The organism is Pseudomonas sp. RG1, from assembly GCF_025910115.1.
Taxonomy (GTDB): Bacteria; Pseudomonadota; Gammaproteobacteria; order Pseudomonadales; family Pseudomonadaceae; genus Aquipseudomonas; species Aquipseudomonas atacamensis.
The window spans coordinates 72,628-88,380 of the sequence record NZ_JAPCIK010000016.1 but is presented as its reverse complement, the minus strand read 5'-3'; the positions used below and the strand labels follow the sequence as shown (position 1 = coordinate 88,380).

Annotated in this window: 17 protein-coding genes; 2 read left to right on the top strand and 15 right to left on the bottom strand. The window is 59.8% G+C overall.

The window, feature by feature from the left end; genetic code table 11:
- Positions 1 to 16: 16 nt before the first annotated feature.
- The gene (locus tag OK411_RS09900; protein WP_130926306.1) at positions 17 to 1,222 is read right to left on the bottom strand and encodes an acetyl-CoA C-acetyltransferase; all 1,206 of its coding nucleotides are present in this window, start codon (positions 1,220 to 1,222) and stop codon (positions 17 to 19) included.
- A 577-nt stretch (positions 1,223 to 1,799) separates the two neighbouring features.
- Here OK411_RS09900 and OK411_RS09895 point away from each other — a divergent pair.
- On the top strand, positions 1,800 to 2,621 hold the full coding sequence (locus tag OK411_RS09895) for a c-type cytochrome (protein ID WP_264364826.1): 822 nt from the start codon (positions 1,800 to 1,802) through the stop codon (positions 2,619 to 2,621).
- Positions 2,622 to 2,742: 121 nt separating this feature from the next.
- On the opposite strand, the gene OK411_RS09890 is transcribed toward OK411_RS09895, so the two are convergent.
- The 10 genes from OK411_RS09890 to OK411_RS09845 form a co-directional block, all read right to left on the bottom strand.
- On the bottom strand, positions 2,743 to 3,546 hold the full coding sequence (locus tag OK411_RS09890) for a transglutaminase family protein (RefSeq protein WP_016773789.1): 804 nt from the start codon (positions 3,544 to 3,546) through the stop codon (positions 2,743 to 2,745).
- Positions 3,543 to 4,493 (bottom strand): alpha-E domain-containing protein, encoded by a 951-nt coding sequence (locus OK411_RS09885; protein ID WP_016773788.1) that lies wholly within the window; start codon positions 4,491 to 4,493, stop codon positions 3,543 to 3,545. The genes OK411_RS09890 and OK411_RS09885 overlap by 4 nt, the downstream gene beginning before the upstream one ends.
- 12 nt (positions 4,494 to 4,505) lie before the next feature.
- Entirely contained in the window at positions 4,506 to 5,915 is a 1,410-nt protein-coding gene (locus OK411_RS09880; RefSeq protein WP_016773787.1) for a circularly permuted type 2 ATP-grasp protein, read from the bottom strand.
- A gap of 476 nt (positions 5,916 to 6,391) precedes the next feature.
- A complete protein-coding gene (locus tag OK411_RS09875) occupies positions 6,392 to 6,739 on the bottom strand; it encodes a ribonuclease E inhibitor RraB (protein WP_003223226.1) in 348 nt (115 codons plus the stop codon).
- Positions 6,740 to 6,948: 209 nt separating this feature from the next.
- Positions 6,949 to 7,182, bottom strand: a complete 234-nt coding sequence (locus tag OK411_RS09870) for a hypothetical protein (protein WP_024012230.1) — start codon at positions 7,180 to 7,182, stop codon at positions 6,949 to 6,951.
- Between the two features lie 288 nt (positions 7,183 to 7,470).
- A complete protein-coding gene (speE, locus tag OK411_RS09865) occupies positions 7,471 to 8,346 on the bottom strand; it encodes a polyamine aminopropyltransferase (RefSeq protein WP_016773785.1) in 876 nt (291 codons plus the stop codon).
- A gap of 241 nt (positions 8,347 to 8,587) precedes the next feature.
- The gene (locus OK411_RS09860; RefSeq protein WP_016773784.1) at positions 8,588 to 8,779 is read right to left on the bottom strand and encodes a PLDc N-terminal domain-containing protein; all 192 of its coding nucleotides are present in this window, start codon (positions 8,777 to 8,779) and stop codon (positions 8,588 to 8,590) included.
- Positions 8,780 to 8,850: 71 nt separating this feature from the next.
- Complete coding sequence (locus OK411_RS09855; protein WP_122699014.1) at positions 8,851 to 9,381, bottom strand: hypothetical protein; 531 nt, start codon at positions 9,379 to 9,381, stop codon at positions 8,851 to 8,853.
- 80 nt (positions 9,382 to 9,461) lie between these two features.
- On the bottom strand, positions 9,462 to 9,980 hold the full coding sequence (locus tag OK411_RS09850; RefSeq protein WP_264364800.1) for an ankyrin repeat domain-containing protein: 519 nt from the start codon (positions 9,978 to 9,980) through the stop codon (positions 9,462 to 9,464).
- A 95-nt stretch (positions 9,981 to 10,075) separates the two neighbouring features.
- Positions 10,076 to 11,914: a long-chain-acyl-CoA synthetase gene (locus tag OK411_RS09845; RefSeq protein ID WP_071171532.1), complete on the bottom strand. Its 1,839-nt coding sequence runs from the start codon at positions 11,912 to 11,914 to the stop codon at positions 10,076 to 10,078.
- A 385-nt stretch (positions 11,915 to 12,299) separates the two neighbouring features.
- Here OK411_RS09845 and OK411_RS09840 point away from each other — a divergent pair, with 385 nt between their 5' ends.
- Positions 12,300 to 12,578: a DUF3509 domain-containing protein gene (locus tag OK411_RS09840; RefSeq protein WP_016773780.1), complete on the top strand. Its 279-nt coding sequence runs from the start codon at positions 12,300 to 12,302 to the stop codon at positions 12,576 to 12,578.
- A gap of 80 nt (positions 12,579 to 12,658) precedes the next feature.
- On the opposite strand, the gene mtnC is transcribed toward OK411_RS09840, so the two are convergent.
- The 4 genes from mtnC to OK411_RS09820 all read right to left on the bottom strand — a co-directional run bounded on the left by mtnC (position 12,659) and on the right by OK411_RS09820 (position 15,753).
- Complete coding sequence (mtnC, locus tag OK411_RS09835; protein ID WP_206420757.1) at positions 12,659 to 13,342, bottom strand: acireductone synthase; 684 nt, start codon at positions 13,340 to 13,342, stop codon at positions 12,659 to 12,661.
- Positions 13,343 to 13,346: 4 nt separating this feature from the next.
- A complete protein-coding gene (locus OK411_RS09830) occupies positions 13,347 to 13,892 on the bottom strand; it encodes a 1,2-dihydroxy-3-keto-5-methylthiopentene dioxygenase (protein WP_038861971.1) in 546 nt (181 codons plus the stop codon).
- Positions 13,893 to 13,984: 92 nt separating this feature from the next.
- Complete coding sequence (locus OK411_RS09825; RefSeq protein WP_264364799.1) at positions 13,985 to 14,611, bottom strand: methylthioribulose 1-phosphate dehydratase; 627 nt, start codon at positions 14,609 to 14,611, stop codon at positions 13,985 to 13,987.
- The gene (locus OK411_RS09820; RefSeq protein WP_073472596.1) at positions 14,608 to 15,753 is read right to left on the bottom strand and encodes an MFS transporter; all 1,146 of its coding nucleotides are present in this window, start codon (positions 15,751 to 15,753) and stop codon (positions 14,608 to 14,610) included. Before OK411_RS09820 ends, OK411_RS09825 begins: the two co-directional genes overlap by 4 nt.

The following is a 15,753-nucleotide window of genomic DNA, read 5'->3' as shown; positions in this document are numbered from 1 at the left end:
TCCTTGAAGTCGGGGCTCAGAGGCGTTCGATGATGGTGGCAATGCCCATGCCGCCGCCGACACACAGCGTCGCCAGGCCGTAGCGCAGATGCCGCGCTTCCAGTTCATCAAGCAGGGTGCCGAGGATCGCGCAACCGGTGGCGCCCAGCGGGTGGCCCATGGCGATCGAGCCGCCGTTGACGTTGACCTTGCCGGGATCGACGGCCATGTCCTTGATGAATTTCAACACCACCGAAGCAAACGCTTCGTTGACCTCGAACAGATCGATGTCCTGCACGCGCAGTCCGGCCTTGGCCAGCGCTTTGCGAGTCGCCGGCGCCGGGCCGGTGAGCATGATGGTCGGATCTGTGCTGGTGACGGCCGTGGCGACGATACGCGCGCGTGGCTGCAGCCCCAGCGCGCGGCCCTTGGCTTCGGAGCCGATGAGCATCAGCGCCGCACCGTCGACAATGCCGGAACTGTTGCCCGGCGTGTGCACATGGTTGATCCGCTCGACATGGCTGTAGACCCGCAGCGCCGTGGCGTCAAAGCCCATCTGCCCGATCATTTCGAAACTTGGCTTGAGCTTGCCCAGGCCTTCGAGGGTCGATTCGGCGCGGATGAACTCATCGTGATCAAGCAGGATGATGCCGTTCTGATCCTGCACTGGCACCAGCGACTTGTTGAAGGAGCCGTCGGCCCGCGCTCGTGCGGCTTTTTGCTGCGAGTGCAGCGCGTAGGCATCGACGTCCTGCCGGCTGAAGCCTTCGAGGGTAGCGATGAGATCGGCGCCAACACCTTGCGGGGTGAAATGGCTGTGCAGGTTGGTCTGCGGGTCCAGCGCCCAGGCGCCGCCATCGCTGCCCATTGGCACCCGCGACATCGACTCGACGCCGCCAACCACCACCAGATCCTCGAAGCCCGAGCGCACTTTCATCGCGCCAAGATTGACGGCTTCCAGACCGGAAGCGCAGAAACGGTTGATCTGCACACCGGCGACGCAGACGTCCCAGTCGGCCACTTGCACCGCCGTCTTGGCGATGTCCGAGCCTTGATCGCCGATCGGCGTGACGCAGCCGAGGACGACATCATCGACCTGACTGGTGTCCAGCGCGGTGCGCGCCTGCAAGGCGCTCAGCAAACCGGCCACCAGGTTGACCGGCTTCACGCTGTGCAGCGCGCCATCGGCCTTGCCTTTGCCACGCGGGGTGCGCAACGCATCGAAAATCAAAGCTTCAGTCATGACGTCCTCGAACCTGATTTATTGTCACTTCACTTTCGCCCTGCGCCGACTGGCAAGCAATGACCACATTGCTCAAAGCGCTTGACGCACACGCTCAGACGGACGGTCATCCGACATCAGGTGAACCGGTTCAGGTCACCGAGTTGTCTAGCCAGCGGGCGGCAAAGAAGCTGGCAATACGCCTCATGCCGTTTTAAGAGCTTTTGCAAAGAACTCCATATGAAATGGATCTAAGCGAAGGCAGACGCGGGCTCTAAGGTGAAGATGTACGCCATCGTCGTCGGGTTTTGCCGAGACGGGCGTCCTCCAACAGGAAGTGCAACGCGTGCCGTCAGGGATATGCAGTCAGGCATGCATCAGGAAATAACAATAAAGGCGGTCAAGCCATGTTCAAACAACCGAAAGTACGTCAAGCAGGACTCATTCTTTTCGCCACGACGCTGTTGTTGATCTTGCCGAATCTGACCAAGGTCATCGGCTGATTCAAACGTCGCGTGCTGTATATCGCCACTGAAAATGTGACTGGCCCGCTACCCGGGCCAGCGCGGTTGTGCCAACCTTTGCGCACTCCCACGACATGGACGGCGATCATTTGAAAACGCTCATTGCGCTCGGTGCCTTGCTGCTGAGCTTGCCCTTGTCTGCCGCACAACTGGATCTGCAGTTGGGCGCAAACAGCCGCACCTGGCAGACCGAAGAGCTGCTCAAGCATCCTCAGCTGCAAACGCTCGCGATCAACAATGATGTTTCCTACAAGAAGGACATGACCTATCAGGCGGTGCCGCTGGCCGCATTGCTGACGGGGGTCAAGCCGGAGGATCACTTGCAGGCGGTGGCGCTGGATGGCTTTGCCGCAGAGTTGGCCGCCGCGCCCTTGCTGAACAAGGACGGCGCACGCGCATGGCTGGCAATCGAGGACCCGGCGCGGCCGTGGCCACCGCTGTCTGCCGGCAAGCACAGCGCCGGGCCGTTCTATCTGGTCTGGACCGATCCGCAGGCAGGTAATATCAGCCCCGAACAGTGGCCGTTCGAAGTCGCCAGCATCAAGCTGATGGCTCCGGTGGCCCAACGCTTTCCTGCCCTGCTGCCCGATCCTGCCTTGAAGGCCGATGATCCGGTGAACAAGGGTTTTGCCCTGTTTCAGAAAAACTGTCTGGCCTGTCACCGGTTGAATGGTGCCGGAGACGCGCAGTTCGGTCCGGATCTGAATATTCCGTATAGCCCGACCGAGTATTTTGGGGCGGATTTCTTGAAGCGCTACATCCGCGATCCGCAGAGTTTGCGTCAGTGGCCGCAGGCGAAGATGCCGGGGTTTTCCGCGCAGGTGTTGCCGGATGGAGACCTGGAAATGCTGGTGGGCTATCTCAAGCACATGGCCGGCCGCAAAGCCAAGCCGTAAGCCTTAGGGTGTTATTACTGGCCTCTTCGCTGGCAAGCCAGCTCCCACAGGGTATGCGCAGAGTTCGAATCACCGGTCATCCTGTGGGAGCTGGCTTGCCAGCGATAGCGGTATCCCGAATCTATTGTTGCTGCACGGAAATAACCGGCGTCGGCGAGACGAACACCTTCGCATGCATCTGCTCACAGCCGCCGCCCCGGCGCATGCCACGGACCGGGCAGGCATCGAGATAATCCAGGCCGACCGCCAGCTTCAGGTGTCGCTCCGGGCGCGCCAGTTGGTTGGTCACGTCGAAGCTGTACCACGCGTCGTCCAGCCACGCTTCTGCCCAGGCATGACTGGCCAGATGCTCGCAATCTTCGCTGTACAGATAACCCGACACGTAACGCGACGGCACGCCGAGGCTGCGGGCGCAGGCGAGAAACGCATGGGTATGATCCTGACAAACACCGGCGCGACCGGCGAAAGCTTCGGCGGCGCTGGTGTCGACTTCGGTTGAGCCCGGCGTGTAGGTCATGTGCTGATTCAAACCATGCATCAAGTCGATCAGCGCGGTGCGATCACGCCGTTGCTTGCAGTTCTTCGCGGCAAATTCGCGCAAGGCTTCATCGGCTTCGGTCAGGCGCGTGAAGCGCAGGAACGGCAGCGCCGACTGGCTCTCATGTTCGGCCTCGCGCAATTCATCGATATCGACCTGACCACGGGCGCCGATGATGATCGCTTCGTGCGGCTCGTCCATGGTCAGCACATGCAGGATGTTGCCGAACGGATCGAGCTGCGCACGCACCGGACGCGGCAGGTCGAGTTGCCAACTGAGGACATGCTGGCGCTCGCTGTCGTGGGGCGTAAGGCGCAGGTACTGGATGCTCGCGCGCACCTGATCTTCGTAGTGATAGGTGGTCTCGTGGCTTATGGAAAGTCTCATGCAGCCTCCAGGTAGGAACTGTGAATGGCGTTGCCCAACTGGCGCACCAGCGGGATGAATTCGGTCAGCCAGGCGTGCAGGCCTTCTTCGAGGATTTCGTTGATGCCGGTGTAGCGCAGGCGCGCGTCCATTTCCGCCGCCAGGCGTTGTGCCGGTCGGCCGTTGGCGCCTGGCAGTTGCGCGAGGATCTGGTCGATTTCTTCGGTACAGGCACGCAGCGAACGCGGCACGTCGGCGCGCAACAGCAGCAGTTCGGCGACATGCCGGGCGCCGGGCGCGTCGCGGTAGATTTCGGTGTAGGCCTCGAATGAGGACAAGGCGCGCAGCAGCGCACTCCATTGGTAATAGGCGTGCGCCGTGCCGTCGCTGACTGCTTCGGCCTGATCGCCGGCCATTTCGTAACGGGCATCGAGCAGGCGCAGCGTGTTGTCCGCGCGCTCGATAAACGTGCCCAGACGAATAAAGCGAAACGCGTCGTTGCGCATGATCGTGCCGTATGAGGCGCCACGAAACAGGTGCGAACGTTCCTTGATCCATTCGCAAAACCGGCTCATGCCATAACGACTCAGTCCCTGTTCGGCGATGCCGCGAATTTCCAGCCAGGTCGCGTTGATGTTTTCCCACATGTCCGCAGTGATTCGCCCGCGTACCGCATGAGCACTGGCTCGCGCTGCACCAAGGCAGCTGTAGATACTGGCCGGGTTGGCCGCATCCAGTGCGAAGAAATGCAGCAGGCGCTCTGCGTGCAGGTCGCCGTGGCGTTCAAGGTAATCGTCCAGGGTGCCGGTGATCAGCAACGGCATGGCGAGTTCGTGCAGACCGTCGCCGCGCCCGTCCTGCGGCATCAGCGACAGCGAATAACTGATGTCGAGCATGCGCGCGAGATTCTCCGCACGCTCCAGGTAACGCGACATCCAGTACAGATCCGAGGCAGTTCTACTTAACATGGCAAGCTTCCTTCAATCCTCGACTACCCAGGTGTCCTTGGTGCCGCCGCCCTGGGAGGAATTCACCACCAGGGAGCCTTCACGCAACGCGACACGGGTCAAACCGCCAGGCACCACACGGGTTTCGCGACCGGACAAGACAAACGGACGCAAATCGATATGGCGCGGTGCAATGCCGTTTTCGACAAAGGTCGGACAGGTCGACAGCGATAGCGTCGGCTGCGCGATGTAGGCATGGGGTTTGGCTTTGATGCGCTCACGAAAGGCATCGATTTCCGCCGTCGTCGCGGCCGGCCCGACCAGCATCCCGTAACCGCCGGAGCCTTGGGTTTCCTTGACCACCAGTTCCGGAAGATTGGCCAGCACGTGGGACAGCTCGGACGGGTTGCGGCACTGCCAGGTCGGCACGTTTTTCAGAATCGGTTCTTCGTCAAGGTAGAAGCGGATCATATCGGTGACAAACGGATACACCGATTTATCGTCCGCCACTCCGGTGCCGATGGCATTCGCCAGCACCACGTTGCCGGAACGGTAGGAGGACAGCAGCCCCGGCACGCCGAGCATTGAGTCCGGGTTGAATGCCAGCGGGTCGAGGAAGGCGTCGTCGAGCCGGCGGTAGATCACGTCGACCGCTTTCGGGCCGTCAGTGGTGCGCATGAAGACTTTGTCGTCACGCACGAACAGATCCGCACCTTCGACCAGTTCCACGCCCATCTCCCGCGCCAGAAACGCATGTTCGAAGAACGCGCTATTGAAGCGTCCCGGCGTCAACACCACCACGCTCGGGTTGTCGATCGGGCTTGAGCTTTTCAGGGTGTCGAGCAGCAGATTGGGATAGTGATCGATCGGGGCGATGCGCTGGGCGGAGAACAGTTCGGGGAACAGGCGCATCATCATCTTGCGGTCCTCGAGCATGTAGCTGACGCCGCTGGGTGTGCGCAGGTTGTCTTCGAGAACGTAATAAGTGCCATCGCCATCGCGCACCAGATCGACGCCGGAGATGTGCGAATAGATATCGCGGTGCAGATCCAGACCTTGCATCGCCAATTGGTATTGCTCGTTGGCCAGCACCTGTTCGGCGGGAATGATCCCGGCCTTGATGATGCGCTGCTCGTGGTAGAGGTCGGCGAGAAACATGTTCAACGCTTTGACCCGCTGGATGCAGCCGCGCTCGACAATCCGCCATTCACTGGCCGGAATGCTGCGGGGAATGGTGTCGAACGGAATCAGGCGCTCGGTGCCCTGCTCGTCGCCATAGAGCGTGAAGGTGATCCCGGCACGGTGGAACAGCAGATCGGCCTCGCGGCGGCGCTGCGCGAGCAGCTCGTCGGGCGTCTCGGCCAGCCAGCGGGCAAATTCCCGGTAATGCGGGCGAACCAGGCCGCCGGCATCGTACATCTCGTCAAAATAGGTGCGGATCATGCCGTACTCCTTGTCACTCCGGACATACAGGCCTTCGCAAGGCCCGTGCCATCGGCATAAACGCTTTGATTTCAATCGGTTGTAGATCCACGCCGAAGGCTGCGCACCATTCCTGTGCGGCAAATGCCCCGGCCCGATTGCCCCCGCTTCATTGCGACGCACTGCATCGCCTATCACCAGCATAGTCAGAGTTGATTTCACTGCCCGGCCACGACTACGGATAATCCGCGCATTCGCTGCAAAACTTCCCCGGCACGCCGCCGCGAAGTAGACAGCTCAACTGATCTGAACTGCCTTGGCAGCCCCGTCCCGACAGGACTTTATTGCATACCCGTCTTCCCTTTTAGCCACCCTCTCCGGTGGCTTTTTTTTGTCCTGGATTCTTGTTTCAGGGTTTTGCCACTGCGATGTGCAGAGCCAGAAACGACAACGGCCGACCCGAAGGTCAGCCGTTGCCCGACAGACAATGCGCAATATCAATTCAACCGGTAACGATTGCGCACCTCCTGCTTCACGCCCCAACCCTCGATAATGCCGCCCAGCGGTTCGACCACGGCTGAAAAGCCTTGCTCGAAATCGCCGATGTCGTCATAGGTTGCGTACATCACTTTGCTCAATTCCAGCGACCAGGCGCCGTCGTCGCGCGCACTGACCTGGGCATTGATGGATTCACCACGAAATTTGCCTGCTGCCCTGCGCGCCCGCTCCTCGTCCGGGAAAATCGCGTAGAACTCGATGGGATGGAACCGGGAAAAATCGAAACCGCCTTCTTTCATGCGGCGCAGAACGTTGCTGCTGATGTCTTCTTGATAGGCTGTGCTCATGAATCGTCCCCCTCGATTGATGGATAGACTTTCCGTATTCCCGCCCCGGGCCTTTTGGCCTAAGTACTACGGCAACGTGGTTGCGCGCGGGAAACAAGCATGTAGCTGACAAGACCAGACCTTAGCGATCCATTCGCTGATCTCGCTTGCAGAGTAGCCCCAAGAGAGCGCCGCTGCCAAGGCCTGGTTTACGAGATGACAGGAAGTGTTCAGACAGGGGTGATGCTGCGGATTTCGATGCCGTTCTGGGTCTTGAGGTTTTTCACCCCGGCATCGGCGGTGCGCCCTTCCAGATCGTTGAGATCCAGCTTGGCGGCGACCGGAAGAAGCCGCTCTTTGACGAGCCGTGCGGCTTCATCATCGGACGGGCATTCCTCACGTTCGAAGACTTCATCGACAATTTCACCGTGATCATCCACGAAAGTGACTTTCCACTTTTGCATCAGTGCCTCCTCGATCAACCCGTAAATGGGCTTACCTCTATCTCGACTTTTTTCCGCGATAGTTGGTTCAAAAGGATTACTGCCGACGACGGTGAAAATAACCATCCGATAGATAGGTCGGACTCTGTGGCGAGGGGATTTATCCCCGTCCGGCTGCGCAGCAGTCGTAAGACCGTCCATTGCGGTTTGACGGAGACACCGCGCAGGCCGGTTCAGGGATGCTGCGCATCCCAACGGGGATAAATCCCCTCACCACACAAGCTCCCTTGTAGAGCGACGTCAGCGTGATCAGTCGTTGCTCGGCTTGTTGACCGCTTGCAGCACGTATTGCGGCAAGGCGAACGCGCCGATGTGGATTTCCGGGTTGTAGTAGCGGGTGACGATGCCGCTGCCGATGAAGCGCTGTTGCAGGGTTTCACGGCTGAGCTTGCGGTAGGCCGGGTTGGTCGAGCCCCAGGCGAAGGTCATCGAACCGCCGATGTAGGTCGGCACGGCGGCCTGATAGAAATGCCAGTCCGGGAACAGGCTGCGCAGGCGACCGGCGGTGGTTTTGACTTCGTCGATCTGCATGAACGGCGTGCCGTTCTGAGTGACGAGAATGCCGCCTTCGTTCAGGCAGCGGTGGCATGCCTGGTAGAAGTTCTCGGAGAACAGCACTTCGCCCGGGCCGATCGGGTCGGTGGAGTCGGAGATGATCACGTCGAATTTTTCAGTGGTGGTGGCGACGAAACGCATGCCGTCATCGATCACCAGGTTCAGGCGCGGATCATCGTAGGCTCCGGCGGAATGGTTCGGCAGGAATTCCTTGCACATGTCGACCACGGTGCCGTCGATTTCAACCATGGTGATGTGCTCGACGCCGGCGTGCTTGGTCACTTCGCGCAGCATGCCGCCGTCACCACCGCCGATGATCAGCACGCGCTTGGCAGTGCCATGGGCGAGGATTGGCACGTGAGTGAGCATCTCGTGGTAGATGAATTCGTCGGCTTCGGTGGTCTGGATCACGCCGTCCAGCGCCATGACCCGGCCCATGCGCGGGTTCTGGAAGATCACCAGGTGCTGGTGTTCGGTGCGCACTTCGTGCAGCAGTTTTTCCATGCGAAAACGCTGGCCGTAGCCTTCGTAGAGGGTTTCCAGGTACTCGCTGGTCTTGGTGACGGTCATGGTCAAGTGCTCCGATAAATGCGCGGGCGCCATCGTGGGGACGATTGCCCGGGAAAGGCGCGCATTCTACGTTGCCGAAGATGACAGGTCGAACCTCCGGTTGTTTTTTACCAGCGCAAACCACTGTGGGAGCGAGCCTGCTCGCGAAAGCGCAGCATCAGTTGCCGGTGATGGCGACTGACCCAACGTCTTCGCGAGCAGGCTCGCTCCCACAGGGATGACCGTGTGATCGAAAATCAGATCAGATCCGGACGTTGCCCCGTGGCCCGGCAATCGCCCAGATGATCAGGCCCAGCACCGGCAGGAGGATGATCAGCAACACCCAGACGATTTTCATTCCGGTGGAGGCGCCGCTTTTCAGTACGTTGATGATGGCCCAGATGTCGAGGGCAAGGATGATCAGGCCAATCAGACCGTTGAACGTGGAACCCATGGTGTCGCTCCAGAATAGTGGCATGCACTTTTAGGATAGACGGTCGCGCGCAGGGTTCCCTTTTATTGCGTTCAGACGTGAACGGCGACCTTCAAGGCTTCCAGCGCTGGCGCAGCGGCGATGCCAACCTCGGCGCACAACTCCAGCACGCGGGGCACATCGTTGCCGTAGACCAGGACCATTTGCAACTCATCGTCGAGCAACTGGCTGAAGTTCATCAACGTGTAACCGCCGTTCTCCTTGTTCAGGCTGCTCATCTGCACCTGGATGCGGTTGAGGGCGGTCAGCGCTTCGGTTTTGGCCAGTTGCTTGGGCTTGAGATTGAAATCCACGCCCGGACCAAACGAGGCAACGATTTGTGCGAACAGATCGACGTAGGTATCGGCCTGGAACAGCACGGTTTCCGGCAGGCTACCGACCACTACCCACTCACCCAGCGGGATCGGGAAAGTGTCGTCGTAGTTGATGTCCGGATTGGCGGCCAGAAAAGCCTCGGCATCGGCGTAGGCCTGAGCGGCTTCGTCGGCCACTTTCAGAATCTCATCCTCGCCCATGCAGCCGGAGCTGATTTTGCTGATGAGTTCGACGAGTGCGGCTTTCATGAGGGCGGATCCTGTGGCGGAGGTGAATTTTCAGGGCGCGAAGGATAGCGCATTCTGCCCTTCGCCACAGTCCGTGGACTTTACGCCAGCAACTTTTCCAGCTGCGCGGTGGTATCGACTGCGCCCATGGTCCGCGCCGCATCCAGCGCGGTCACGCCGTTGGCGTCCTTGGCTGTCGGGTCAGCGCCCTGGCCAATCAGGTAGTCGACGATTTCAACGCGGTTGAACATTGCCGCCATCATCAGCGCGGTACGGCCGTCGAAGGAAGAACCTTCAATCTCGGCGCCCGCCTCGACCAGCGCCTTGACCACCGCCAGATCGCCCTTGAACGCAGCGCCGGCAATCGGGCTCTGGCCGTTGCCATTGCGCATTTCCGGATCGGCCTTGTGTTTAAGCAGGACCTTCACCGCATCGACATGGCCGTAGTAGCTGGCGAGCATCAACAAGGTGTCGCCCTTGCTGTTTTTCAGGTTCACCGGCAGCCCGGCGGTGACCAGGCGATCAAGCATCTCGGCATCACCGTCGCGCGCCTTGTTGAAAACCTGCTCGGTGAATTCGGCAGCTTCTTCAGGGGTCATCTGGCGGCTTTGGTCGGACATGGGGCACTCCATTTCGGTCTATCGGAAAGCCGACAGTTTCCCGAGCGCGACGGTGGCTGTCACTCGGTTTTTTCCGAGCGTCCCGATAGCCACACTCAATATCGATGTTTGCCCTGTTGAATTTCAGCGAGGATTTGCTCACTGACATGCACGTAAGTTTCGCTGCCGGGCAACCAGGCGAAGATCGGGTCATCGCCCGTAAGCCCGGGGTCAAAGCCTTCTGTTTTCAAGCGTGTCTTCTGATATTTGAAGGTCCCGGTGGTTTCCATTTTCACTTTCACCCGCAAGAACAACGGCACGGCATAAGCCGGCATGCGTTGCCGGACGAAGCTCAGCAGTTCAGCGAAATCCAGCGTGGCCAAGGATTCGGCGGGAGTAATTGCAGCCATCCCCGCACGCCCGTTGGTGTTGGGGATTTCCACACCGTAGGCCACGGCTTCAGCGATCAGCGGATGTTGCAGCAACAAATTCTCGACTTCGGTGGTCGACACGTTTTCACCCTTCCAGCGATAGGTATCGCCGAGGCGATCAACGAACTGCGCATGGCCGAAACCGATATTGCGCAGCAGGTCGCCGGTGTTGAAAAAGCGATCGCCCTTGTTGAACACATCGTGGAGGACGACGCGGGCGGTTTTCTGCGGGTCGGTGTAACCGTCCAGCGGTGCCTTGTCGTCGATCCGCGCCAGCAGCAGGCCCTGCTCGCCCTTGCCGACCTTGCGCATGAAACCATCATCGCCGCGCAATGGCTCGCCACTGTCATGGTCGTAAGCGACCAGTTCCCACGCCATCAGCGAAAACCCGACGGTGTTGTCGAAATTGAGGATGTTGGTGAAACCGATGTTGCCGTCGCTCGCCGCGTACAGCTCACAAATGTGCTCGACGGCAAAACGCGTCTTGAACTCGGCCCAGGCACCAGGACGCAAACCATTGCCAATCATCTTGCGCACGTCGTGGCGGCTGTCATCGGCGCTGACCGGTTGCTCGACCAGATAGCGACACAGCTCACCGACATAGCCGATGGTGGTTGCGCGATAGCGGCGCACATCATTCCAGAACTGACTGGCGCTGAACTTGCGGCGGATGGCGAAACCCGATGCGCCGTTGATCGCCGATCCCCAGCACACGCACAGGCCCGTGGCGTGATACAGCGGCAAGGTGCAGTAAACGACATCATCCGGGCGCATATCGAGGGCGATCATGCCGAAGCTCGCCGAACTGCGCATCCAGCGTCCATGCTTGAACACTCCGGCCTTGGGCAGGCCGGTGGTGCCGGAGGTGTAGATGTAGAAACACGGATCGTCGAAGAAAATCTGCGCGCTGCTCGGCGGGTTATCGCTGCTGGCGTCAGCACTGGCGCTGATCAGATTGACGTAACCCTCGGGCGCGATGCCCGGATGGCTGTAGGTGTCCTGATCGGCGACGAACCAGGTGCGCGGCGCTGCGATCGCAACCTGATCACGCACGCCGGCATAGGCAGCGGTCAGTTCTTCGCCAACCACAATAGCCACCGGCGCAACCAGATTGATGCTGTGAACAAGCGTGTCGCGCATCAACGAGGTATTGAGCAGCGCACTCACCGCGCCGAGCTTGGCCAGCGCCAGAATCGTCACCAGCAATTCCACACGGTTCTCGATGAACACCGCGACCACATCGCCCTTGCCGATGCCCTGCTCGCTCAGATAATGCGCAATGCGATTGGCCCACTGATTGACCTGTGTATAGGTCAACGCCACGTCGCCCTGCAACAACGCCACACCATCGGGATTGCGCAGCGTCGCCTGCTCGAACGTCCAGCCCAGGCCGCACGTTTGGGTCGGATCCGTGACGTTGGCCACCTTCATGCCTTTGACCACCCGGGGGATGGCCTTGGCGATCATCGGCAGTTTGCGGAGCATCATGCCCCAGGTAATCGTGTCGCTTGGTGCGTGACGCATGAAAGCTCCCCGTTCGATCTTGACGTGCAGACCGCTGTTCTTGTTATCGGGTAATGACTGCGACCGACGCGTTTACGCCGTGGGTCGAGAAGGAAAGTACGTCAGTGCTCGCGGGGCTGTACACGCGGTTTTTGCAATGATTTGTATCCCGTCGCGCCTTCGGGGAAGAGCGGATTCTGGTACGGACGTTTGGTTCCGTTGTACGGAGAAAAATCACGCAAAATGCAGGATGCACGATGGCCATTCATGCAGATTGCACGACGCCTGCAAAATGCAATGCCTTCAACTTATTGATTTTAAAGGGATTTTATTCGCATCAATACTGGCACAAACGCTGCAACTACCTCCGCATGCTTGCCATTCAAGTACATACGGAGCTGATGACATGAGCCTGATTCAAGAAAAATTTACATCGCTGTTCTCCAACTACGAAGTCAGCACTGCCCCACGTCCTGACGGTGGCATCCTGCTCACTCTGCGTAGCAGCGACGGCAAAGTCTTCAAACGCGCCCTCTCGTATCAGCAACTGCATGCCGGTGACCAACTGTCGTGGGCGATCAGCGCGATCCGCCGCGACCTGGCCGAACAAGCCAGCGAGCTGCCGCAAATTGCAATGCTGCAGAGCCAGCAGCGTTTTGCTCTGCCGACGTATCACTCGCTGTAATTTGCTTTAAACAAAAACAGGTCGTGGAGCATGTGCTTCACGGCCTGTTTGTTTATGTCTGCCACATATTTACTGTGGGGTCAGAACGCTTCCGGTTCGATTCCGGTAAAGCTGTCCACCGTCACGTGCCCTGCCAACTCCCCGCCTTCACGCGCCAGACCGCAGGTTTTCATGCCGGCCGACTGGGCAGCGTCTAGTTCTTCGACGATGTCCGAGAGGAACAGGATTTCATCGGCTTCAACACCCACCGCCTGCTGAATGTTGCGGTAGGACTGCGCCTCACGCTTCGGCCCCGATGTGGTATCAAAATAGCCGCTGAACAGCGGCGTCAGATCCCCCGCCTCCGAGCAACCGAAGATCAGCTTCTGCGCCTGGATCGAGCCGGACGAGTAAACAAACAGTTGATAACCGGCCGCATGCCAACGTTGCAGCGCTTCAACGGCATCCGGATAAACATGCCCTTTCAGCTGCCCTGCCTGATAGCCCTGCGCCCAGACCATACCCTGCAATGCCTTGAGCGGCGTGGCTTTGCGGTCTTCGGCGATCCAGCTCAAGAGGATTTCAACAACCCGTTCAACATCGGCCTGCGGCTCGTTGCTGTCGCGACGCACGGCGTCGAGCTGTTCGGCGACATCAGCACGCGAAGCGTTCTGGCGCACAAATTCGGGCAAATGTTCGGCGGCGTAGGGAAACAGCACGTCGAAGACGAAACTCACCGCGCTGGTGGTGCCTTCAATGTCGGTGAGGATGGCTTTGATCGACACGGTTTCAGTCCTCCAGACGCGGGAAGCGACCGGCGATGTCTTCGCCGGTGAAATTGGCAACCCAGCCTTCCGGGTTGTTGAACAGACGGATCGCCACAAAGTGCGGATGTTCGCCCATGTCGAACCAGTGCTTGGTGCCGGCCGGAACCGAGATCAGGTCGTTCTTCTCACAGAGAACGGCATAGACGTAATCGTCGATGTGCAGGGTAAACAAGCCACGACCGGCAACGAAAAATCGCACTTCGTCTTCGCCATGGCGGTGCTCTTCGAGGAACTTGGCGCGCAGCTCGGCTTTTTGCGGGTGATCGCTGTTGAGGCTGATCACATCGACGGTGATGTAGCCGCGCTCGGTCATCAGTTTGTCGATCTGCTCTTTATAAGCACTGATGACTTCTTCCTGACTGGCGCCAGGCTGAATCTTCGCGGCGGCCTGCCAGCGGTCGAAACGCACGCCCTGCTCGGCCAGCGTCGAGGCGATGTCTTCGAAATGGGTCAGCACCTTGTTGGGAATCTCAGGGCTGGAAACGTGGTAAACGGACAGGCTGCTCATGGGCAATTCCTCGGTAGCGGCGGCGCCGTCCGGCTCTTGCAGACCGGTCGGGCGCCGCGTGGCATCAGGCAAACGGGCTGTTTCTGGTGAACTCAGCCTTGGCGGTTCATGACGCTGCGGGTTTTCAACTCGCATTCAAACAGGAATTCAAAGGCCTCGATCTGCCGCAGCGCGTCGCTCATCTGCGCGCCCCAGGTGTAGAGACCATGGCCGCGAATCAGATAACCGACGCAATCAGGATGGGCGTCGAGCCAAGGCTGCACCTTGGCGGCGAGTCGCGCAATGTCCTGATCGTTGTCAAAAATCGGCACACGCACCCGTGATTCATGGGTGGAAATGCCGCTGAAGGCTTTCTGCAATTCGTAGTCTTCGAACTCGATGAAATCTTCCGGGGTCAGACGCGACAGCACCGTGGCATTCACCGAATGGGTGTGCAACACCGCGCCGATTTCCGCGCGCCAGCGGTAGAGCTGGGTGTGCAGCAAGGTTTCGGCGGAGGGTTTCTTGCCTGGTTCCAGGCTACTGCCGGACAGATCGGTGGCGAGCACGTCATCCACACCCAACTGGCCCTTGTGCTTGCCCGATACGGTCAACAGCGCTTCGCTCGGCGACAGGCGTGTCGAATAATTGCTGCTGGTGGCTGGCGACCAGCCACGGCCATATAGAAAACGCCCGGCGTCAACGATCTGCTGGGCGAGCTGTTCACGGCTAAGGCTCATGGCCTGTCCTCTTGCATACATGTGGCAATGATAACGGCAGCGGCAAGCGCTGCGAGACTGGCAATACTAAAGGTCAATGTCGCGCCAAGGGCGTTCCAGCTGTAACCGGAATACAGCGCACCGAGCGCCCCGCCGGTGCCGGCCAGTGCCGCATACAGCGCCTGGCCCTGACCCTGCTGGCGGGCGCCGAAACTACGTTGCACGAAAGCGATGGCAGCCGCATGAAAGCTGCCGAAAGTCGCTGCGTGCAGCACTTGGGCGAACAACAGCACCCAGAGAAATTCAGCGAACGACCCAAGCAGCACCCAGCGCAACGCCGCCAGCAGGAAACTCGCCAGCAGCACCCGACGCAGGGAAAAGCGCGCCAGAATGCGACTCATGGCCATGAACATCAGCACTTCCGCCACCACCCCCACGGCCCAGAGCATGCCGATGACGCCACGGCTGTAACCGAGGCGTTCAAGGTGCAGAGTCAGAAAGGTGTAATACGGCCCGTGGCTCACCTGCATCAGCGCGACGCAAGCATAAAACGCCAGTACGCCGGGATGGCGCAATTGCTTGAGAAAGCCCTCGCCCGCCGGCCGATTGCCTTGCGCCGGCTGTGCATTCGGCACCCACAGGCTACTCAGGACGATACCGGCCATGATCAGCACCAGCGCCGCCGGATAAATGTCCAGACTGAGCCATTCGAACAGCCGCCCCAGCACCACCACGGTGATGATGAAACCGATCGAGCCCCACAGGCGAATCTGGCTGTAGCGCGATGTTTGCCCCTGCAGATGCGCGAGGGTGATGACTTCGAACTGCGGCAGCACCGCGTGCCAGAAGAATGCATGCAGGGCCATGACCATCGCCAGCCAGGCGTAGGTCTGACTGACGAAGATCAGCGAAAAGGTCAGCAACGTGCACACCGCACCAAAGCGCACGATGGCCAGACGCCTGCCGGTGTAATCGCCGAGCCAGCCCCAGATGTTCGGCGCCACACAGCGCATCAGCATCGGAATCGCCACCAGCTCGCCGATGCGCGCGGCGCTGAAGCCGAGGTGATCAAAGTACAGCGCCAGAAACGGCGCTGTCGAACCGAGCAAGGCGAAATAGAACAGATAGAAACTGGACAGCCGCCAGTAAGGAAGCGCCGCCAC